This is a genomic window from Halobacillus dabanensis (genome assembly GCF_900114165.1).
GTDB classification, from domain to species: Bacteria; Bacillota; Bacilli; order Bacillales; family Halobacillaceae; genus Halobacillus; species Halobacillus dabanensis.
This window is the reverse complement of record NZ_FOSB01000001.1, coordinates 462,732-483,704: the sequence shown is the minus strand read 5'-3', so window position 1 is coordinate 483,704 and position 20,973 is coordinate 462,732. Positions and strand designations below refer to the sequence as shown.

General features: G+C 43.1%; 20 protein-coding genes. 6 read left to right on the top strand and 14 right to left on the bottom strand.

The genetic code is table 11. The annotated features are described in order from the left end of the window. Nucleotides 1-24: 24 nt before the first annotated feature. The 3 genes from BMZ58_RS02490 to BMZ58_RS02480 are packed head-to-tail and all read right to left on the bottom strand — an operon-like array spanning nt 25 to nt 4,339. Nucleotides 25-1,521, bottom strand: a complete 1,497-nt coding sequence (locus BMZ58_RS02490) for an aldehyde dehydrogenase family protein (RefSeq protein WP_425268635.1) — start codon at nt 1,519-1,521, stop codon at nt 25-27. Further along, nucleotides 1,518-3,167: a thiamine pyrophosphate-dependent enzyme gene (locus BMZ58_RS02485; RefSeq protein ID WP_075034954.1), complete on the bottom strand. Its 1,650-nt coding sequence runs from the start codon at nt 3,165-3,167 to the stop codon at nt 1,518-1,520. The genes BMZ58_RS02490 and BMZ58_RS02485 overlap by 4 nt, the downstream gene beginning before the upstream one ends. 5 nt (nt 3,168-3,172) lie before the next feature. Continuing rightward, nucleotides 3,173-4,339 (bottom strand): aminotransferase class I/II-fold pyridoxal phosphate-dependent enzyme, encoded by a 1,167-nt coding sequence (locus BMZ58_RS02480; RefSeq protein WP_075034953.1) that lies wholly within the window; start codon nt 4,337-4,339, stop codon nt 3,173-3,175. A 260-nt stretch (nt 4,340-4,599) separates the two neighbouring features. Between BMZ58_RS02480 and BMZ58_RS02475 the strand changes: the two genes are divergently transcribed. Next, nucleotides 4,600-5,787 (top strand): CaiB/BaiF CoA transferase family protein, encoded by a 1,188-nt coding sequence (locus tag BMZ58_RS02475; protein WP_075034952.1) that lies wholly within the window; start codon nt 4,600-4,602, stop codon nt 5,785-5,787. Nucleotides 5,788-5,798: 11 nt separating this feature from the next. Next, complete coding sequence (locus tag BMZ58_RS02470) at nt 5,799-6,986, top strand: acyl-CoA dehydrogenase family protein (RefSeq protein ID WP_075034951.1); 1,188 nt, start codon at nt 5,799-5,801, stop codon at nt 6,984-6,986. 308 nt (nt 6,987-7,294) lie between these two features. Here the strand turns inward: BMZ58_RS02470 and BMZ58_RS02465 are convergent, their stop codons facing one another. The 4 genes from BMZ58_RS02465 to BMZ58_RS02450 form a co-directional block, all read right to left on the bottom strand. Then, nucleotides 7,295-7,933 (bottom strand): class D sortase, encoded by a 639-nt coding sequence (locus tag BMZ58_RS02465; protein ID WP_075034950.1) that lies wholly within the window; start codon nt 7,931-7,933, stop codon nt 7,295-7,297. Nucleotides 7,934-7,995: 62 nt separating this feature from the next. Then, nucleotides 7,996-8,916 (bottom strand): DUF6612 family protein, encoded by a 921-nt coding sequence (locus tag BMZ58_RS02460; RefSeq protein ID WP_075034949.1) that lies wholly within the window; start codon nt 8,914-8,916, stop codon nt 7,996-7,998. A gap of 286 nt (nt 8,917-9,202) precedes the next feature. Then, nucleotides 9,203-10,171, bottom strand: a complete 969-nt coding sequence (gene uvsE / locus BMZ58_RS02455; RefSeq protein ID WP_075034948.1) for a UV DNA damage repair endonuclease UvsE — start codon at nt 10,169-10,171, stop codon at nt 9,203-9,205. A 65-nt stretch (nt 10,172-10,236) separates the two neighbouring features. Next, nucleotides 10,237-10,752, bottom strand: a complete 516-nt coding sequence (locus tag BMZ58_RS02450; protein WP_075034947.1) for a hypothetical protein — start codon at nt 10,750-10,752, stop codon at nt 10,237-10,239. Nucleotides 10,753-11,198: 446 nt separating this feature from the next. Here BMZ58_RS02450 and BMZ58_RS02445 point away from each other — a divergent pair, with 446 nt between their 5' ends. Continuing rightward, nucleotides 11,199-11,501 carry a DUF3243 domain-containing protein gene (locus tag BMZ58_RS02445; protein WP_075034946.1) on the top strand — a complete coding sequence of 101 codons (303 nt, stop codon included), beginning with the start codon at nt 11,199-11,201 and terminating at the stop codon, nt 11,499-11,501. A gap of 53 nt (nt 11,502-11,554) precedes the next feature. Here the strand turns inward: BMZ58_RS02445 and BMZ58_RS02440 are convergent, their stop codons facing one another. From BMZ58_RS02440 to BMZ58_RS02425, 4 genes are all read right to left on the bottom strand, one after another. Next, nucleotides 11,555-12,232, bottom strand: a complete 678-nt coding sequence (locus tag BMZ58_RS02440) for a DUF421 domain-containing protein (protein WP_083412478.1) — start codon at nt 12,230-12,232, stop codon at nt 11,555-11,557. 185 nt (nt 12,233-12,417) lie between these two features. Then, a complete protein-coding gene (locus tag BMZ58_RS02435; protein WP_075034945.1) occupies nt 12,418-12,684 on the bottom strand; it encodes a hypothetical protein in 267 nt (88 codons plus the stop codon). A 124-nt stretch (nt 12,685-12,808) separates the two neighbouring features. Next, nucleotides 12,809-13,096 carry a hypothetical protein gene (locus BMZ58_RS02430; protein ID WP_075034944.1) on the bottom strand — a complete coding sequence of 96 codons (288 nt, stop codon included), beginning with the start codon at nt 13,094-13,096 and terminating at the stop codon, nt 12,809-12,811. A gap of 60 nt (nt 13,097-13,156) precedes the next feature. Continuing rightward, a complete protein-coding gene (locus BMZ58_RS02425; RefSeq protein WP_075034943.1) occupies nt 13,157-13,993 on the bottom strand; it encodes an alpha/beta fold hydrolase in 837 nt (278 codons plus the stop codon). A 177-nt stretch (nt 13,994-14,170) separates the two neighbouring features. Here BMZ58_RS02425 and BMZ58_RS02420 point away from each other — a divergent pair, with 177 nt between their 5' ends. Continuing rightward, nucleotides 14,171-14,806: a FusB/FusC family EF-G-binding protein gene (locus BMZ58_RS02420; RefSeq protein ID WP_075034942.1), complete on the top strand. Its 636-nt coding sequence runs from the start codon at nt 14,171-14,173 to the stop codon at nt 14,804-14,806. Nucleotides 14,807-14,918: 112 nt separating this feature from the next. On the opposite strand, the gene BMZ58_RS02415 is transcribed toward BMZ58_RS02420, so the two are convergent. Further along, nucleotides 14,919-16,379 (bottom strand): MDR family MFS transporter, encoded by a 1,461-nt coding sequence (locus BMZ58_RS02415; RefSeq protein ID WP_075034941.1) that lies wholly within the window; start codon nt 16,377-16,379, stop codon nt 14,919-14,921. Nucleotides 16,380-16,393: 14 nt separating this feature from the next. Then, nucleotides 16,394-16,951 (bottom strand): GNAT family N-acetyltransferase, encoded by a 558-nt coding sequence (locus tag BMZ58_RS02410; protein WP_075034940.1) that lies wholly within the window; start codon nt 16,949-16,951, stop codon nt 16,394-16,396. 132 nt (nt 16,952-17,083) lie between these two features. Here BMZ58_RS02410 and guaC point away from each other — a divergent pair, with 132 nt between their 5' ends. After that, the gene (gene guaC, locus BMZ58_RS02405; protein WP_075034939.1) at nt 17,084-18,067 is read left to right on the top strand and encodes a GMP reductase; all 984 of its coding nucleotides are present in this window, start codon (nt 17,084-17,086) and stop codon (nt 18,065-18,067) included. A 179-nt stretch (nt 18,068-18,246) separates the two neighbouring features. Here guaC and BMZ58_RS02400 read toward each other — a convergent pair whose 3' ends face one another. Next, entirely contained in the window at nt 18,247-19,119 is an 873-nt protein-coding gene (locus tag BMZ58_RS02400) for a cupin domain-containing protein (RefSeq protein WP_083412477.1), read from the bottom strand. Nucleotides 19,120-19,705: 586 nt separating this feature from the next. Between BMZ58_RS02400 and BMZ58_RS02395 the strand changes: the two genes are divergently transcribed. Further along, nucleotides 19,706-20,953: a DUF4153 domain-containing protein gene (locus BMZ58_RS02395; RefSeq protein ID WP_075034938.1), complete on the top strand. Its 1,248-nt coding sequence runs from the start codon at nt 19,706-19,708 to the stop codon at nt 20,951-20,953. The last annotated feature ends 20 nt before the right edge of the window (nt 20,954-20,973 follow it).

Genomic DNA, 20,973 nt, shown 5'->3' with positions numbered 1-20,973 from the left:
CCGCACTCCTTTATCTCTGTAAAATCACTCCACATCAATTTGGGCGCGTTGAAGTTTGCCACTGAAATCAACATACACCGCTTTCCACTCTGTGAACACGTCAAGAGCCGCAACTCCCGAATCGCGATGTCCATTCCCTGTTCCTTTTGTTCCACCAAAAGGTAAATGGATCTCTGCACCGGTTGTACCTGCATTCACATAGACGATTCCTGTATCCAAATCCCGCTGGGCAGCAAAAACTTTGTTCACATCACGAGTAAAAATGGAACTCGATAATCCGAACTCGACACTATTATTGATTTCCACGGCTTCTTCAAAGCTTTGGATCGGGATGAGGGAAACGACAGGACCGAAAATCTCCTCCTGAGCAATACGCATATCCGGTTTCACATCGGTGAATAGTGTTGGTGCAAAATAATTCCCTTTTTTATGACTTCCGTTCTCCATGATATAGCCGCCAGTCAAAAGCTTCGCCCCTTCTTCTTTCCCGATGCTGATGTAGCTTTTGATTTTTTCTAACCCTTTCCGGTTGATGATCGGGCCGACTTTGATCGATTCATCAAGACCATCACCGATCGACAGTTTTGCAATTTCCTTTTGCAACCGTTCTTCCAGCTCATTTTTCACCTTTTCATGGACCATGACCCGGCTGCATGCGGTACAACGTTGACCGCTTGTTCCATAAGCACTCCAAAGGATTCCTTCAACAGCAAGAGACAAGTCCGCATCATCCATGACAATGACAGCGTTTTTTCCGCCCATCTCAAGCGAGACTTTCTTCAGACGCTGCCCGCATTTACCAGCGATTCCCCGGCCGACTTCATTGGAACCGGTAAAAGAAATGACCCGGATGTCTTCCTGGTCGATCATCGCTTCCCCGACCGTCGAACCTGAACCGAAGACGACGTTCAGAACGCCCTTCGGCAAGCCTGCTTCTTCAAAAATTTTCGCAAGTTCAAAAGCCATGATCGGTGTTTCTGTTGCTGGCTTCCAAACGACTGCATTTCCTGCAACGATGGCTGGAAACGACTTCCACGTCGCGATAGCAATCGGGAAGTTCCAGGGGGTGATGATTCCGACAACTCCAACGGGGGCGCGTACACTCATCGCAAATTTATCTTTCAACTCGGAAGGTGTCGTCTGTCCGAATAATCGTCTGCCTTCTCCTGCCATGTAAAACGCCATGTCGATTCCCTCTTGTACTTCGCCACGAGCCTCTTCGATCACTTTTCCGTTCTCCATCGTCAAAAGCTGGGAGAGCCTTTCTTTCCTCTCCTTCATAATCAAACCGACCCGGTATAAAACTTCTGCACGTTGAGGAGCTGGTACGAGCGCCCACTGTTTTTGTGCTTTTTTCGCTGCTTCTGTAGCCGCTTCTACATCTGCCGCACTAGAGAGCGGTACTTGGACAAGTGTTTCTGATGTAGCCGGATTAATGACGTCTGTTGCTTCCCCTGTGGAAGGATTTCTCCATATTCCATCAATAAAATTTTTCAACCGTTCCTCCTGAATCAACTTCAACTTGATTCTCCCCCTTTTTTCCTCAATTGTTCGATCGTCTTCGATAATGATATTTGCTCGCCGTCTGTTTCCACTTCAATGACGACTGGTGTTTGCAATAGCAACGCTTCATCTAAAGCTTTTTTAAATTCTTCCGCTGTACGGACATGGAAGCCTTCGGCCCCCATGTTTTCCGCTATTTTCGAAAAAGCGACCTCCCCTAAATCCGTTCCGATCACTTTGAAAGGATAATGAATTTCCTGGTGCATCCTGATCGTGCCATACATCCGGTTGTTGAAGACGATACTGATGACCGGGATGTCATATCGGACGGCGGTTTCCAACTCCTGAAGGGTCATCATGAATCCGCCATCCCCGGAGAGGGAAATGACTTTTCGATCCGGAAAGGCTAATTTTGCTCCGAGTGCTGCCGGCATGGCATACCCCATCGCACCAGAAGTCGGACCGATATACTTGTGATCAGTGAATGAAAAATAACGATGCAACCATCCAGCGAAATTACCCGCATCGTTAGTCAACACACTGTTCGCCGGCAATTTTTCTTGTAAATAAGCAATAATTTTTCCGATCTGTGTATCCGCCCCTGTGGTTTCATATGTCTTTTCAAAGGCTTTTCTCCGCTCTGTACTCCATTTGCTGTCATGACGCTTCAGCGGCCTTGTCAATAACTCATTCAACCCCTCTTTCGCATCAGCAACAATGCCTATATGAGGGGCATACACTTTTCCTAACGTGTCTTCGTCTATATCCATGTGGAGCAGTGTATGATGCTTCTTTAAAAGCGTATAATCCTGTGTCGTCACTTCGGATAATCTTGTTCCGACAGCAAAAATCGTGTCTGCCTGATCAACTGTCTGCAAAATATTCTTATGTGTCCCGAGTCCGAGATGGCCACAATAAAAAGGATCCTGATTCGGAAAAACATCGTGGCGCCGAAACGCACTGACAACAGGAATCCCTGTATGATGGGCAAACGTTCTTAATGCTGCTTCTCCACCTGCCAGTTTGATTCCGCCTCCCGCGATAAAGAGAGGACGCTCCGCTTTATTCAATTCCTCTACAATGATTGTCACTTCGTCTGTGGATGGTTTAGGAGCAGGCCTTCGAAGCTGAGGTCCGAATGACATCTCCGCTTGTTTTTTCAGCATATCTTCCGGGAGCGCAAGAACGACAGGTCCAGGTCGCCCGCTCATGGCAATCCGCAATGCCCGCTGCATCAATTCAGGGACACGGGGTGGTTCACGGATTTCCGCTACCCATTTAGCAATCGGACGGAAGAAAGCTTCCAGGTCCACTTCCTGAAAACCTTCGCGACCTCGGAAACTTGAATGGACTTGTCCTAATAAAACGACGAGCGGTGTCGAGTCCTGGAATGCAGTATGGACACCAATGGCCAAGTTTCCTGCTCCCACACCTCTTGTAGCCATAACCACGCCAGGCTTCCCACCAGCCTTGGCATAGCCCTCGGCCATGAAGGACGCCCCCCCCTCATGCCGACAGGAAATAAGCTCGACCGAGGAAGAGTCGAGAATTGCATCCATCACCGGTAAATAACTCTCGCCTGGCACACAAAACACCTTTGGAATCTTTTCCCGTTCCAGGCATTTCACGATAGCCTCCGCACTCGTCATCCGATTTTCGTCCATCAGAATCACCCTCCTTTCATCGCTTTCTTCATACGGAGCGTTGCTTCATGAAGCCGTTCGATCGGTACCGAGAGACTGATTCGGAAATATCCCTCCCCGTTTTGTCCGAAAGCTGTTCCTGGAGTAATAATGATGCCCGCTTCATCGAGCATCTTTTCTGCAAACCCCTGGGATGTATATCCTTCTGGGACTTTTGCCCATACAAAAAATGTTCCCCGCGGTTTCGTTGCAGAAATATTCATATCGGCTAAGGCATCCATCATCATATCGATCCTTTGTTCATAGGTCAGATTATTCGAACGAACCGATGAAAAATCACTCTGCAGTGCCTTCGCTGCCGCTTTTTGAATCGGCAAAAACTGGCTTGTATCCATATTACTTTTCACCACACTCAAGGCCCGAATCAGCTCTTGATTTCCGACGACATATCCAATCCTCCACCCCGACATGTTGAAGCTCTTCGACAAGGAACCGAATTCCACGCTCCGCTGTTTAGCCCCAGGGACTTGCATAAGACTCGGAGCTTGATAGTCTTTGAATGTGACAAGATCATAGGCCGCATCATGGATCAGTGACAATTTATGTTTTTTCGCAAAACGGACCGCTTCTTCAAAGGTTTCGATTCCCACCGTCCCTCCCGTGGGATTGTTCGGATAATTGAGGAGCATCATTTTGGAACGATCGATGTCCCTATCCGAAATATGATCGAACTTCGGCACATACCCATTCTCCTCATCTAATGGGAAGCGGACCGTCGCGCCGTGGGCAAGATGGATCGCTGATTGATAGACAGGATAACCAGGGTCGGGGGTGAGCACACCATCCCCAGGGTTCAAAACCGCTCGAATCAAGTGGGCGATCCCTTCCTTGGAACCGATTAATGCTAAAACTTCGGAATCGATGTTCAATTCGACTTCATAATGATTTTTATAAAAAGCGACGACAGCTGACTTGAACTCCAGACAGCCTCCGTACGGAGAGTATTTATGATTCTCCGGTTTTCTTGCTTCTTCTGCCAGTGTGTCGATGATAAACGGTGGTGTCGGTAGATCAGGTGCACCGATGCCAAGGTCGATGACATCTATTCCTTGCGCCATAAGCGCCACTTTCTTTTTATGAAAAACCGAAAACAGATAGGCAGGTAAACTCTGTACCTGTTTTGAGGTTTGCATGATGGCCAGACCCCCTAACTTCATAGATCGCGAACCTTCAGGATTGTCCCATTGTTCTATCCTATTGGTGCAGAAAGGATTCTATGAATAAGAGTTTCTGACGGATTTTTGGTTCTTAACTTATACTGTTGAAACATACAATGTGGTGTAACCCGAAAAGGACAACTCTCGTACATTGATTTTTGTTTCCCAAGCCAGTTGGATTCATACGTCGTATGGGTTCTTCTGGCTTTTTCTATAGAGGAAGGTTGTGATTCGATATGACTGCCGCACTGGAAGGAATCCGGATCCTCGATTTGACACGCGTGTTAGCAGGGCCTTACTGCTCTATGATTCTCGGGGACCTTGGGGCAGAAGTGATCAAAGTGGAGGCTCCGGGTGGAAGCGATGAAACACGGACATGGGGGCCTCCGTTCAAAGAAAGTGTGAGTGCCTATTATTTATGTGCCAACCGCAACAAAAAAAGCCTGACCGTCGACTTGAAAAGCGTGGAAGGCAAGCAAATGATTGAAAAACTGGTGAAGAAGAGTGACGTCCTTTTACACAATTTCAAGACGGGCACGATGGAACGGCTCGGTCTTGATTACGACCACTTAAAAAAAGTGAACCCTGAAGTTATTTTTTGTTCGATCACAGGGTTTGGAGAAACAGGGCCCTCCAGTCACCTTCCGGGTTACGACTTCATCATCCAGGCGATGAGCGGACTGATGAGCATCACGGGTGACGAACAATCGGGACCGCAAAAGCTCGGGGTCGCCATTTCCGATATTTTGACAGGATTATACGCCTGTATCGGCATTCAGGCCGCCTTACTCGAGCGCGTGCAGTCTGGTAAAGGGCAGAAAATCGACCTCTCGCTTTACGATTCTGCTGTCAGCTCGCTCATCAATATAGGAAGCAACTTTTTAATGACAGGAAAAGTGCCTTCACGACTCGGCAACCATCATGCAAATATCGTCCCCTATCAAACATTTCGCGCTAAAGACGGCGAAATGGTGATCGCTGTCGGAAATGATCGGCAATTCCGCAACCTTTGCGAAATACTCGGACAAGCGGAAATAAATGAGGACCCCCGCTTTTCCACCAACGCAAACCGCGTCCAGCATAGAGATGAGTTGACGGAATGGCTGCAAGAGCGTTTCTTGACAAAGACGGTCGCTTTTTGGGAGGAACAATGTCATAAAAACAAAATTCCATGCGGGCCGATCCAGACCCTTGATCAAGTAAGGAACGATGAGCAACTGCAGGCGCGGGATATGTTCATCACGTCCCTCCACCCGAAAGCAGGACCGGTTGAAATGATTGGCAGTCCGTTGAAACTATCCCGCACACCTGTGACGATGGACCGCCATCCCCCAGAACCGGGCGAACATACAGAGGAAATTTTATTACAGCTTGGTTATGACAAAGAAACGATTCGATCATTAAGGGAAATGAAGAGGATTTAAGGAGGGAGCCCATGAATTTCGAATACAGTGATGAACAGCAGATGCTCAAGAAAACGGTAAGAGATTTTGTCGATAAAGAAGTGATGCCATACATTGGCGAGTGGGATGCGAAAGGTCATTTCGATCACGGGACGATGAAAAAATTGGCTGACATCGGCTTGATGGGAGTCTGCATTCCAGAGTCCTACGGAGGGAGCGGAATGGATTATAATTCGCTCGCCATTGTATGTGAAGAGCTCGAGCGCGGAGATACAGCATTCCGTACAGCCGTCTCTGTCCATACAGGGTTGAACAGTATGACCTTGTTGCAATGGGGCAATGAAACTCAGAAACAAAAATACTTAGTTCCACAAGCTAAAGGAGAAAAAATAGGTGCATTTGGCCTAACTGAGCCTGCGGCTGGATCGGATGTCGCCGCACTGCAGACAACAGCGACAAGGAATGATGACTATTACATCCTGAACGGCCAAAAAACATGGATTTCTCTTTGCGACGCAGCCGATCATTTTCTTGTTTTTGCCTACACTGATAAAAGTAAGAAACACCATGGAATATCTGCCTTCATCGTCGAACGCACTTATGAGGGCTTTTCATCAAAAGCGACCAAAGGGAAACTCGGTATCCGTGCCGGCAATACAGGAGAGTTATTTTTCGATCAAGTGAAAGTGCCAAAAGAGAACCTGCTTGGGGAGGAAGGAGATGGGTTCAAAATCGCCATGTCCGCCCTCGATAACGGGCGCTTCACCGTTGCAGCAGGAGCCTGCGGACAAATTATGGCCTGTCTCGAAGCAAGCGTCGATTACTGCCATGAGCGGGAAACATTCGGAAAAGAGATTGGCAGACATCAGTTGGTCCAGCAAATGATTGCCAAAATGGAAGCAGGCCTGCAAATGAGCCGTCTCCTTGTCTATCGTGCAGGAGAACTGAAAAACAAAGGCGTACGAAACACAAGGGAAACCTCTCTTGCTAAATGGCAGGCCTGTGACTTTGCAAACAAGGCAGCTGATGATGCCGTCCAAATTCATGGCGCTTATGGTTATTCGAATGAATACCCTGTCGAGCGCTATTTACGCAACTCCAAAGCACCTGTTATTTATGAAGGAACGCGCGAAATCCATACAATCATGCAAGCGGAATATGTTCTCGGATACCGAAAAGACAAACCCCTGAACAGAACCCTGCCACCATGGAACCAATGATCGATCCTTTTTATTGACCATACTAGTCGTATTGGCCGTATTTGCCGGACCTGGTCATACATTATTTTCCATACCGGCGGTGACCTGGTCATACAAATACTCCCATTTAAAGTAAATTATTGGATGACCAGGTCATGCAATTTTTTCCATTTGCACACAAAAAGGAGTGCGGAAGCTGAATTTCTTCCGCACTCCTTTGCATATAAAATATAAAAAACTTTTCATCTTGGATGTCAGCACAATTACATAAGCCGTTTAACAAAGGATTCCTATCCAATGCGTAGAAGCTGATAAATCACTTGCTTCTATCATTCTATTTCCTGTACAGAAACGAGCGTGGATTGGAGAATATAACGTTCCGGAGCATTGCCGACAAAATCAAAAGGATAACAAGTCGTCAGTGTTAACGTAGGGTCTTCCTTATCGACGATGACTGTCCGATCATCTTCGTCTGTCACCCAGCTCTTTTCCACCTCATACTCATACCGCCTTCCATCAAACTCATAGAAAATCGATTCCCCTTCTTCAATATCCCCTAAATTCGTAAATACTGTTTCCCTATGACCGCTAAGCACGGTATGTCGCTTTTGATCAGGTGTGGTCGTCCACTCACTGACGTACATTCCGACCCCACGGTCCAGCGATTCATCGTCTGCTCCCCAATATGTTGTGTACCCCTTCTCCAAGTGGGGGATGATGAGCCTTCCTGTCTCTTCTCCCTTTTCATATGTATCGATATCTTCCGTGTAAACGGCATTCCCCTGTTCTTCTGTTTCTTCTCCTTTTTTAGAACCAATTGTGACTTTCTCTTCAGGTGAACTATGCCAGTCATCCATTTCCTCCTCTGTCACCTTTTCTACTGCTTGAGTGGAGTTCCACCATTGAAATCCATAGAAACATGTGATGCTGAGTCCAGCGACGACAAGAAATAGGAGAATTTTGTTCAATGTGTAACCCCCTTGATTATGGTTAAAGAGAAGCCGGCACTGGACCGGCTCCTCATAAATATTTATGCGGCCGTTTTTCTTCTATACAACCAGGCACATCCTGCAGCAAAAGCAAGAATTGCACCAAGCATCGCATAGACAGGATTAGAAGAAGCCGTATCAGGCAGTTCCCCGCCACCTAATGTGTCTTCCATCGGTTTGGCTTCGTCCAAGACTTCTTGCGGAACTTCAATCGTGCCTACTCCATTGATATTATCAATTGTAACATCTGTTTTTGTCGAAATGGAAAGGCCGGAACCTTCAGCCCCTTCTGCTGCTTCCATATCCAGATTCATGACGGCTGATGTAAAGTAATGGGTTTCTTTATCTATCGTGATTTGATAGGACACCTCATTGATGGTGGTATTTTCGAGTATTTCCCCCTTCATTCCCTGCATACCTTGTTCCCCATCTGATCCATTCAAACTTTGCTGCAACATGTTCATCGATGTTTCAAGAAGTGCTTCCCCGTCCCCTTCATATGTGAGTACATAAGCATCATCCTGTTCTTCGACACTCATGTTATCAGCCACAGGCATCGCTTGTTTGATTTGACCTTCTGCCATCATTTGCATCATTTGCTCAGAAGAATCACCCGAAAGTTTCATCCGGCCCTGGTCCCCCGTTTTGCTGAAGTAGCCTTCCTCTGTATGGTAAGCTTCAATCGTCTTATTTGCCACGTTGGTTTGTACATAAAAGGCAAGAGGATCTAACGTAACATCGGCCTTCGTTTCCGTCATAAGCGGCTGTGTCTGACTGTCGTCCCCCATCGAACCAATTTCACTTTCGGTACTTTGCGTAATAGAATAGCTATCTAAATTCATCATCGCTTCATTCGACTTTTGCAAAACTTCTTCCGGACTCATATCAGCAGCAGAGATTTGCATTGGCATGAAGAACAACACCACAAACGCAATAATTGACATGGAGATTTTTTTCAACATCGGAACACTCCCACTTTGAATTCGGCAAAAAAAGAAAGATGGGATTATGTACTGCACTAAGGTGACAGACCATCCACTATTTTCCACCTACTCCTATATAACCTTCTCTCGACACCGTTAAACACATTTCTTTGGAAAGTTTTTATTGTTTTCTTCCATTAATAAGCAGGGATTATATACAAATGAACCTCCCATACAATGGGAATTTTTGGCTGACCAGGTCATACAGATATTTCCATTCACACACAAAAAGAGTGCGGAAGCTGAATGGCTTCCGCACTCTTTTTCATTCTTTCCATATAAAAGAGCTATCATCTTGCATTTCTACATTCGGGTGCTGCTTCAGTTGCTCTACTAAACGGAACAACGCATCATCCTTCTGCTTCGCTTCGATCATACAATCAATCTGTTGTGTAGACCCATTCGTTTTCTTGACAAAATCGAGGAACATATCAAGACCTACGTAATCTGCATGGCTTTTGTATTCTTGATCGCTTTTCGGGCTTGATATATGCATTTTCACAGGTAGCGGAGAATGAGACCATGTGGCAACCACACGATCCCAGTGATCTGGCCACTTCTCCCCATTATTGTTCGCATAGTGATGATGAACGTCAAAAACAAGCGGTATATTCAGCTTTTCACAAACATAGAGACCGTCCATAAGTGTATAGGAGGTATCATCATTTTCGATCATTACCATCTTCTGAATGGATGATGGCACAAGTGCCCAGTTTTCAATGAACCGCTCAAGTGACTTCTCTTTATCCTGATACTTGCCACCAAGATGGAAAACGCAGCGGTGTGTCGTATCGATTCCCATATAATGAAGCAATAAGTAATGATATTTAAGCACACCCATCGATGTTTTGAAAATATCTTTCTTCGGTGAATTGATAACGACAAAATGGTCAGGATGGAAATCCAGACGCATTTTCTGCCCTTTCGCGAAATCGCCAAGTTCCTTCAATTCTTCTTTAATCGCTGCTATGTAATTCCAACCTTGTAACGCCTCATGTGTAGCAAGGGGAACAAGCCTTGAACTCAACCGAAAAAAGTGGATATCGTTCGCTTTATTGTGTTTCAAAAGACGGATACAGTTTTGTATATTCGATATGGCAATCCGCTCTAATTTCCTCCTTGCCGCTTCTTCGTCGCGAATCTGGGAAAATCGATTGTATGTCAGTGTTTGTGATGGTGAAGCATTCTGCAAATGTACACTCATCGCTACATAGCCAAGCCGGTATAATGTCACTTTGTTCACCTCCCCCCTCGTTTTATTTAGTTTTGGCGAACATCGGTGACATTATGTGGGAATTTTTATTGAAGCCACTCCATTCCATTCGTGTAGCGAATCCGGGTGATTTTTCCATTTTCATCTGTATTTATTCTCCCTTCTACATTCCACACCTCTTCTGAATCAGAGAGGTGCACATTCACTGAGAAATCGTAAGCAGTATCATTCGTTTCACTTCTCTCCACTTGTATATCTTCGGCTTTTATTTTCATGCCTTCCCGATATGCTTTCTCTTGAAAAACGGTAAAATACATGGATTTATTCAAAACTTCTTGAAAATATTCATCCTTGAAATAATTTCCATATTTGTCTTTATGATAGCTATCAAGTTTTTTCAATGCTTCCACCGTTTCATCGACATCTTCACTGGCAAACTGTTTATAAATCGCAGTAAGCTCCTCGGAAGGACCAGTGAGTGAATCTTTCAACATTGCCTCGAATTCATTAATTTTCGAGTCTTTTTCTGTTTGTTCTACAGACTCCGAACAGCCAGTAGCTACCAATAAAAAAATTAAGACACCAAAAATGACTTTCTTCATCCATAAACCTCCTTCAAAAATACAAGTGATGGAGTCGAACACTTTCTTCTACCTATTTATCCGTTTCTATTTAGACCAACCACCTTTGTTTAATAATACGAATAAAATTGAATAAAGTTTCATTAACCTCATAGGAAGAAAGACACGGTATATTTACAAAAGGCGCCAATGTTCCCCCAACTGCAAGTTTCGTATGAAGATACACATTTCTGCCTGCAAATTCACAAGGAGCTCGGAACCCTTCTTGCCTTCAACCATTCCCTATCCATGTCAATCTCCATCACAGAAGCCCCATAAAAATGCCTATCCCTGAGAATCAACATTCAAAATTCCGTTCAAAAATGCTTTCAACACATTGTAATGTTTGAGCACCATCCTCAGAGGATAAATCCAAAGTAGAAACAAAGTTTTCAAAGTAATTCATCATTATAAAGGAGGATTTTCAAATGAAACACGATCCAAAAAATATTGCTGCTGAAATGAGTGAAGATAAGAAAGACGATATTATGAACAACTTCCACTCATTCAAAGATTTCTTAGGAGATAAAGTTCATAAAGGTGAAAAACTCGGTCTAGGGGAAGAAGGTTTAACAAAAGGTGCCAAGCGTGTTGCAGATTATCTTGCTAAAAATGAAGAGCCTCGCAACCGTGAGGAAAAAGTATTGAATGAGCTATGGAACGTTGCTAATGAAGAAGAGCGTCAGCATATGGCTCACGTACTTGTCAAACTAAGTCAACAAACCAATTAATTTTAAAGAGTGAAAAGGCGCTTACTCATGATAGTAAGCGCCTTTTTCTTCCCTCATTTATTTTTTTCGATATATAATGTACCATCCGGATTCACCTGGGCGACAAGGATATTTTCATAATCTCCAAATCCCTGACTATGAACTTGATTTTCCAACCACGCTTTACTGTATCCGCTTTGGTTCAACGGTTCATCCAGGACTTTCCCCTGCAGAATTACAATTTGCGGAAAAGTTACCGGGTCTGTGACTATCTTCATATTTTCCGGTGTTACAGGGGAATAATCAGCCTTTTTTAAAACGCTTACCGAACCATCCGTTTCTAGAACAGCCGTTTGTACTTCACTGAAAAGGAATACCCCTTTTTTCCTCAGCTCAGCGATCAATTCATCAATGGTAAACCGAACCTTCCTCATTTCTTTTATTAAAATCCTCCCGTTATCCATTAAAAGTGTCGGCTCACTATTGAAAAACTTTCTTATGAATAAGGACTTCATTGTCCAATAGTCGATCACAAGGACCAGTAAGGAAAATAAAACCAGAGCCAACGCGCCTCGGTTAAATGGCAGACTCGTTGACAGGAAAGTGGTAGCTGTCATCGATCCTAAAGTAATACCAGCAATGAAATCAAATAATGTCATTTGGGATATCAACTTTTTACTAAGGATTCGGGCTAGAATATAGAGTATGAAAAATATCATGATTCCACGTAAGATAAATTCACCTAATCCCACTTGGCATCCTCCTTCGCACACTAACTATATTATCCCTTTTCCCAATAGAAATATGTTTGGTGCTCACGCAGAAGACGACTCATTCCCGACTGACACGAACTTCGTGGAAAATCTCACTATAAATCTTTTGTACAGACAGGACGGATAATCACCATTACAAGGATGCTACAAAAAAAGGAAGCCGGTTATTGGCTTCCTTTAGGTTCTGGCAGGTATTTTGTGAAAAAAGAAGCGGTGATGAAACCAACTCCCAAGACTAACCATGTTACGATTCCAACAAAACCGAATATGTATGATAGCAAAGCGAAAACCGGCGCAAAAATAAAGACGAATGGAGTCACATAGCTTTTCCAACCATGGGGATTTTCCATGTCTTTTCTTTTTTTATATAGAACGAATGTATAACCGACACAGAGGATCACTGTTACGATAACCATAAAAATCTTAAGCATTCCCACACCTCTATTCCCTTTTATCCCTTCTAGAAAGGACAAAAATTATACCGATATCATCAGCGAGTTTAGAATTCATCCCCATTACTCCTCTCCCTTTTTCCAATAAAGATGGTATGTCAGACTAAGGGACCAAAATGGATCCAAAAACAAAAACACCGGCAAGATAAAAGCCTATTAAAGCGCCCCAAGAAAGCTCTCTTCTCAAAAAAGCAACCGAACGCCTCATCCAACGGAACAATCCATACAGAAGGAGAAACAATACACTGTATCCTACTACACTCCACCCATCTCCCATAAGAAGGACCATGAAATTATGCAGCAAAGTGAACAAAAGCATGAACATAAGAAACCAGTATTCCTTGAATTTAGTCAAATCTCCTCTTCTTTGGTGTTTACCATCTTGATGCATTTCTTTGCTCCTTTCCTAAAACCGCGATGTCACAAAATACTGTACCACTTCCATATTATGCTAGTCAAAATCTCTGGCGATCACTTTTGAAAACTTACCCACTTCCTCCAGGTGAGGGTAATGATTACTTTGTTCAAAAACGATGCATGTAGAATGTGGAATCGCCTCGTTTAATTCTTGTGAATAAAGAAGTGGGCATTGAACATCATGCTTGCCTGCTATAATTAAGGTCGGTGCCTTTATCAATGATAATTTCTTTGTTACGTCAAATGTGTGTAATTCGCGAGAGAAAAAATCCAGCCGTTTGGCAGATAGTTTTTTATTGATATTTTTATTAAACGTCATATGGTAGTCTTGTGGACGAAAAAGAGAGAGTTTCGTACGCTCTATTGTATAACTTTCGCGCTCCCTATCTGTCAAGTCCCCTCTCTTCAATGTTGCCATCAAATCCTGCATTCGCACAAACTCCGGGTGCCCTTCATTATAGATGCAATCCTTGGAAAAGGTCATGTATTCACGTGCTGCTGTATTAGCAAGAAGCAATTTTGTTAAGGAATCAGAGAAATAAATACCATAAAGAATCCCGATCATACCACCCGTCGAATGTCCGGCGAACTTCCATCTGTCAAACCCTAAAGCATTACGAATCGATTCTAAATCTAACACGGTTTCAAGCATCGTAAGTTGATGTGGAGCGGAAGCTTTCTCAGAACCCCCACATTCCCTTAAATTAATGAGATAGACATGATGATTCTCTATCAATGAATCGGCAAAATAATCTCCTGATTCGTTGAATTCTGAATATAAATGGGTGACAGCTAGTGGCGGACCTTCTCCTTTTTCAAAAAACTCAAATGTTCCTCGATTTGTTTCCAATACACGCTTGGACCAGGTCATAAAACTCCTCCCAAAATTTTAATTACGTTACTCCTCCTAAAATGTTTCAAACGGAGCGTCTTTCTAGGAGCAGGCACTTATTTGTTTTCCTGCTTGTCTGTGGAAGTCAAAAAATTTGATAGAATGCGCTTGCTCTGAAATAATAAGACCACACTAACACGGACGGAGGTTTGTCACATGGAACGTTTTATCCGATCAGATCAATACCATTATATAAAAAATCAATCACAAAACTTGTTGAATGGTCATATGACATCCAATGACACAGCTGTAAAACAGGCATTACAATCACTCACGAACGAAAAAATCCTCCAGCTTTTTTCTGATCTCACATCTGAGCAAGAACAACTTCTTGCGCAAGCGAGTGAAGTGAAAGATGACACGGATGCTATTCTTTACTTTTCTAGATTGAAGCAATATGTCCTCCCATTTCCAAAGCTCAGTGAAGAGGACATTAAACAATTGTTTCCTAAGGTGAAAAAATTGAAAGTACCGTTTTTCCGCGAACAGGATTTGACTGAACTATCCTATATAGGCTGGAATGATCCTGGTGCTAACCGTAAATATATCATCACTTATTTAGATGGCGAGCTTACCAGTCTTTATGGTCACTATAGGCCATTACACCAAAAGAGTGTCTGCTCCATTTGTCATGAACAAGAAAAAGTCGGGTTGTTTACATCTACCATTAAAAGCAACAAAGAAGAAGAAACAATCAGCCGGGGCAATTATATTTGTCACGATAGTCACACATGCAACGAAAATATCAAATCCCGTGAAAACTTAGAAACATTTATCCGACGTATGAAATAACTAAAAGTGATTGCATCCATATAATCACAGAAAAAAAGCGTGAAATCAGCAGTCTCCCCTTTGATTTCACGCTTTTTTCTTTTTTATGCTGACTTAGGTACAGCCTTTTCGTTCATGTTTCTGTAACAGGGTCCTTTTTATCTGCACCTTCTTGATTAAAATCGGGCGCCACTGCTTTTTTAATGAAAAGCGCAATAACAAACGTTAGGATGCTTAACCCAAGTGCAAACCAATAGGCATGATGGACACCGTTTGTCATTGCCTGATGTGCTAATTCCTCTGTCACCGGACCGTTTTGTCCGTTCAAGTAGCTTCTTTCTCCTTGACTCATGATACTTACGAAAATAGAAACTCCAAGCGCTCCGCCGATCGGTTGAAGCGTATTGGCGATTGCTGTTCCGTGCGGGTAAAGGTGTTTCGGCAGCTCATTCAATGCATTCGTTTGCGATGGCATTAGAATAGCTGAGATCGAAAGCATCAATAAAACGTACGCAAGGACAAAGGACCATACGGGAACTGAAGGCCCGATATTACTGAAGAAAATCATCACACACACAAATACGAGTGTCCCTGGAATGATCAGCTTTCTTGGCCCGAACTTATCGAATAATGTCCCCATCACCGGCGACATTAAACCGTTCAACAGTGCTCCAGGCAGCAATAATAACCCCGCCATTTTAGCAGAAAAACCAAGCGGTCCTTGTAAGTACATCGGCATGACGATTTCAGATGCGAACATACCCATTATGACAATGACGAAAATCGTAATTCCTCTGGCATAGCTTTTATAGGCAAACACTCGCACGTCAAGGAGTGGTTCCTCCAGTTTCAACTGTCTGATGACAAAGAGGATCAAACTAAGAAGAGCTATACCGATAATGACTAAAATAGAGATAGATGAGAAGCCTTCCCCACTTTCTCCGGCACTGCTAAAACCATAAACAATTCCACCGATTCCGATAGAGGAGAGAATGATGGAAAGAACATCTGCTTTCGGACGTGTTATCTCTCCTACGTTCTGCAGATATTTCCATGCAAACAATATGGAGAATACAGCGAACGGGATGACAGTGATGAACAGCCACCTCCACCCTAAGAAGTCGACGATCACACCTGATAACGTCGGTCCGATAGCTGGAGCGAACATGATGACAAGCCCAAACGTCCCCATAATTCTTCCACGCACTTCCGGTTCATAAAGCAAAAGCAGTGCATTCATAATAACCGGGATAAGCAAACCCGTACCTACTGCCTGGATCATCCGGCCGGTCAATAACATTGGAAAGTTGAACGCAGAAGCAGCAATTATCGTACCAGCCAAGAAAATTGTCATGACACCGAGGAACATCTGCCTTGTTGTGAACCACTGGATCAACAGGGCGGATATCGGCATCAATACACCCATGACCAGCATGAAGCCGGTAGCCATCCATTGGACAGTCGGCGCTTCAAGGTTGAATACCTCCATGAGTTCGGTCAGCGCTATATTGAGCAATGTTTCATTCAATATAGCGAAAAATGCTCCGATCATGAAGGTAACGAGTATGATTTTTTTATTGTATGTTTGTTCCATTTCCATCCTCCAAATTATTTTATCTCTTTTTTACCTTCCCATTCTGAGGCGAGAACACTATAAATGACATGATCCACGTAATCATCATATAACCACTCTGCCTCCCGGATTCGTCCTTCTTTCTGAAATCCGAGTCGCTTCGGTATCGCAGAACTTCGTTGATTACCGTCTGCTACTCTGATTTCCACACGGTTCATATGAAGATCATTGATCGCATATTCGGTCAGTGCCCGCGCCACCCGAGTCATAATTCCTTTCCCGGTATGATCTTTGCCCAGCCAATAACCGATCTTGACGATTTTATTTGTATGATCTACTTCATTAAATCCTGCGGTCCCGACAATTTTCCCATGATAGATCACCAATGTTGTTAAGCTTTTGTTCTCTGCAAAACCCTTCCTGCCATTTTGTATAAAAGCCTTTGTATCTTCCAGTGTCTTACTATGATCTAACCAGGGCAGCCATTCGCGCAAATGGTTTCTGGATGTATCCGTCAGCTGGAATAATTCTTCTGCATCTTCCAAACTGGCAAGCTTTAATGATACCTCTTCATCAATTGTATGTAAAAACATTTACCTTCCCCCTTTTCCTATCAACATTCTATCATGAACCTTTGACAACCGGAGGAATTTGATGTAAATTAACAATGTACGAACAATAATAAATTATAAACTAATAATCATTCGGTTTTAGGGGTGTATATAATGGAAAATGTATTCGATTATGAAGATGTGCAATTGATTCCCGCAAAATGTGTCGTTAATAGCCGTTCTGAGTGTGACCCGAGTGTAACTCTCGGAAACCATTCTTTTAAACTTCCTGTAGTACCAGCTAATATGCAGACAATCATTGATGAATCCATTGCCACAAAGTTAGCGGAAGAAGGCTACTTTTATGTTATGCATAGATTCGAACCAGAAACGCGTCTCGCTTTTACAGAAAAAATGCAATCACAAGGTTTGATTGCTTCCATCAGTGTTGGCGTCAAAACAGAAGAATATGAATTCGTCCGGCAACTTGCAGCGCAGGAACTTCACCCGGAATATATCACCATCGATATCGCCCATGGCCACTCCACAGCTGTCATTGAAATGATCCAACACATCAAACAGCTTTTGCCTCAAACGTTTGTCATTGCTGGAAATGTCGGGACACCGGAAGCCGTCCGTGAACTGGAAAATGCGGGGGCAGATGCAACGAAGGTAGGCATCGGTCCAGGAAAAGTTTGCATCACTAAAATCAAAACAGGATTCGGTACAGGAGGATGGCAATTGGCTGCACTCCGCTGGTGCGCAAAAGCCGCTAGTAAACCTGTCATCGCCGACGGAGGGATCCGTACACATGGAGACATCGCTAAATCCATCCGCTTCGGGGCAACTATGGTTATGATCGGATCTCTTTTTGCCGGACATAAAGAATCCCCTGGTGAAACAGTTGAAAAAGATGGCAAACTGGTCAAAGAATACTTCGGCTCCGCTTCAGAATTTCAAAAAGGGGAAAAGAAGAACGTAGAAGGAAAGAAAATGTACGTCGAACATAAAGGCGCCCTTCAAGATACGTTGTCTGAAATGGAACAGGATCTCCAATCCGCCATCAGTTATGCAGGCGGGACAGAATTAGACAGCATCCGTCACGTTGATTATGTTATTGTAAAGAACTCGATCTTCAATGGAGATAAGGTCTATTAATATAAGAAAAGGAGCCGATCGCTGGCTCCTTTTTTTTCATATATAACGATTGATTCTCTCGCCGGATTGTGGGATATCCGCGAGATTCTGAATATATCCGCCACTTTTGTTAAGATATCCGCCAGCCCCTTTTCCGAAGAGGATTCTCATAAAAAAACGCCCTTCCGGAAAAGGACGCCTTACGATTCACCATTCTCCGTTGCCATTGCTTCCGCTTTCGTTTTATGAACCGTACCGAATGGGTGCTCTGGCGGTGCATAAATAGAATAGATCTTCAATGGTCGTTGTCCTGTATTCGTAAGGTTATGCCATTTCCCTGCAGGGACCATAATCGCATAATCATCCGCAACCCTTTGCTGAAAATCCAACTGATCCCTCCGATCTCCCATTTGGACGAGACCCTGTCCTTGTTCTACACGTAAAAATTGATCTACATCCGGATGAACCTCCAAACCGATGTCCTCACCTACCGCTATACTCATCAAAGTGACCTGCAGGTGTTCTCCCGTCCACAAAGCAGTACGGAATGTCCGGTTTTGCTTTGTCACTTCCTCAATATCGACGACAAAAGGATTGTTTCCATAATCCTTCAGAACGACGCGGCCTTCCCCTCTCGAGATGGCAACCAATCGATTCGTTGTAACCATTTTGTCATGGCATGCTCTGTAAAACACATTCCCCAACACATGTTGACGAGCCTGCATGTACATATCTTGATAATTTTGAAATTCCCCGACCCCTGCATCGTACCCTTTTCTCAATCCTTCTTCAAAAGTATCAAAAGAAGCTTGCTGGACCTCATACTCTGGCTTTTCTCCAGTAAATGTGTTGTAGAGATTTGTAAAATGGTCTAAATGGCGCTGCTCGTTGTCTAACACATGAAGAATCTCCTGTTGATGCGCTTCATCCGGTGATAGGTCCGCTAAACGACGAAACAGGTCGACCGCTTCTTCCTTCTTCTTGATTCCCTCTAATATCGCTTCATTGAAAGATTCGTTACTCTCCCTATCTATTGTTTGCATGTAAGGATATCCCTGTGGAACTTGATACATCCGCTCATCCCCTCCTAAAAACTATCCACACATCCTATGCAAGAAACCAACGAAACATACTATTCATAGGAAAAGGCTCGGAGAACATTTAAGGAAAAAGCATATCGAAGAGGACACCTCTAGACGGATTAGTCATAGCATGTGGCTTTTTTCGGGAAATGCCCTCCAATATTGAATATAGAATGTCTTAGAAAAGATGCACAAGAGACAAGAGCCATGCGCACATACGACATGAAGCTTGTCTTTGAACGAGAAATGCTTTTTTGGTGAAAATAAGATATAACAACAAAAAAGCCATACTATTTAATAAATATTTATTGATTTTCGATAAACATTGTATTAAAATCGAAATCATAATAAGTTGTGTGTTGCTTTTTTTGAGAGGGTCCCAACATTGTTTTTGAAAATTAGCGTCGTTCTTTAAATAAGTTCCATTTTCTTGCTTCTGAGCATTTTTTAGTACCTGAAAGGAGCTGAAGAAATTTTGCAAGAAGCAGTTGGTATAAAATCAGAAAATGATTGACGGCATTTAGATCAAACAGTGGTGAGAAAACTTAATATAACAATTATAAGAGGAGGTATAACTGTGGGTATGAACAATTTGATTATTGAAAACATGGATAACCCTCAAAAGCTTGAGAGAATGTATAGAAAAGATCCGAAAGCTTTTGAAAAGTCATTCTCACTAGCATGGGAACAACATCCTGATTCTCAGGTTCTTAGCATTTGGTATGAAAGGTTGTATTTCACGGAGGCTGCAAATACAGGGAAATATCCCTTGCTTCAAAAAGGTTTCTTAATTATGAGCATTTTGGCTTTGCTGGCCGGGGTATGCACGAGGATCATTTTTCATTACGTCGAACAGGAAGTAATCGCTCCAATCAACCTGGTCTTTGGTATCATTCCCTTTATTGCTGCCTATTTTGTTTACAAAAATACGCCGAAAAAAAGGATTATTTATTCCCTTGCAGCGCTGTACCTATCTGCCGTCTTTTATCTTAATCTGCTGCCATTAAATGATGATGACAGTATTGTCCTTGCCTATTTACACCTTCCTATATTTTTATGGGTATTAACAGGGCTTGGCTATACAGGAAATGATTATTCAAAAAGCAGTTCAAGGTTAGCCTATATTAAATTCAATTTGGAATATTGTATTCTCTACGCCAGCATGGCGGTTAGCGGAATGGTGCTGGCTGTATTAACCATGCAATTGTTTAATTTCGTTGGCTTAGATATAGAAGATTTTTACTTTAGTAATGTCGTTTTATTTGGTGCTGCCGCCCTCGCTGTTGTGGCTGCATACCTGGTATCGATGAATCTTAAACTTGCTAAGAATATTACACCATATATAGCTAAAATCTTTAGTCCTCTTGTTCTGGTGACATTGTTGGTCTATCTGATCACTGTTTTATGGGTCGGGGAAAATCCATTTCTGGACCGCAATTTCCTGATCGTCTTTAACGGAATTCTTCTTGGTGTATTGGCAGTTACCATATTTTCCATTACGGAAAGCGAATCAGATGATAAAAAGCGCATTTCAGATTATATAAATTTTGCCTTAATCGTTCTTTCCCTTATCATTAACATTGTGGCATTGTCAGCCATCGTGTTCAGACTTTCATCTTATGGGATTACGCCTAATCGAGTTGCTGTTACAGGAGTAAATATACTTATCTTTGCAAATCTGATTTGGATCATGTTTTCTTATATGGGTTTTCTAAGAAACAAAACAGGCCCTTCAACGATCCAGGATGCCGTTACTAAGTATTTGCCTGTGTACGGACTCTGGGCAGCATTCGTACTATTTACTTTCCCCATAATTTTTAATTAGAAAGGTCTGTCCGCAAGAAA

Coding starts and splice junctions, on each gene's coding strand:
- BMZ58_RS02400 (WP_083412477.1), bottom strand. CDS start 19,119: ATGTATCAAGTTCCACAGGGATATCCTTACATGCAAACAATAGATAGG.
- BMZ58_RS02460 (WP_075034949.1), bottom strand. CDS start 8,916: ATGTTGAAAAAAATCTCCATGTCAATTATTGCGTTTGTGGTGTTGTTC.
- BMZ58_RS02475 (WP_075034952.1), top strand. CDS start 4,600: ATGACTGCCGCACTGGAAGGAATCCGGATCCTCGATTTGACACGCGTG.
- BMZ58_RS02445 (WP_075034946.1), top strand. CDS start 11,199: ATGAAACACGATCCAAAAAATATTGCTGCTGAAATGAGTGAAGATAAG.
- BMZ58_RS02410 (WP_075034940.1), bottom strand. CDS start 16,951: ATGTTTTTACATACAATTGATGAAGAGGTATCATTAAAGCTTGCCAGT.
- BMZ58_RS02485 (WP_075034954.1), bottom strand. CDS start 3,167: ATGGACGAAAATCGGATGACGAGTGCGGAGGCTATCGTGAAATGCCTG.
- BMZ58_RS02420 (WP_075034942.1), top strand. CDS start 14,171: ATGGAACGTTTTATCCGATCAGATCAATACCATTATATAAAAAATCAA.
- guaC (WP_075034939.1), top strand. CDS start 17,084: ATGGAAAATGTATTCGATTATGAAGATGTGCAATTGATTCCCGCAAAA.
- BMZ58_RS02480 (WP_075034953.1), bottom strand. CDS start 4,339: ATGCAAACCTCAAAACAGGTACAGAGTTTACCTGCCTATCTGTTTTCG.
- BMZ58_RS02435 (WP_075034945.1), bottom strand. CDS start 12,684: ATGCTTAAGATTTTTATGGTTATCGTAACAGTGATCCTCTGTGTCGGT.
- BMZ58_RS02430 (WP_075034944.1), bottom strand. CDS start 13,096: ATGCATCAAGATGGTAAACACCAAAGAAGAGGAGATTTGACTAAATTC.
- BMZ58_RS02425 (WP_075034943.1), bottom strand. CDS start 13,993: ATGACCTGGTCCAAGCGTGTATTGGAAACAAATCGAGGAACATTTGAG.
- BMZ58_RS02470 (WP_075034951.1), top strand. CDS start 5,799: ATGAATTTCGAATACAGTGATGAACAGCAGATGCTCAAGAAAACGGTA.
- BMZ58_RS02450 (WP_075034947.1), bottom strand. CDS start 10,752: ATGAAGAAAGTCATTTTTGGTGTCTTAATTTTTTTATTGGTAGCTACT.
- BMZ58_RS02415 (WP_075034941.1), bottom strand. CDS start 16,379: ATGGAACAAACATACAATAAAAAAATCATACTCGTTACCTTCATGATC.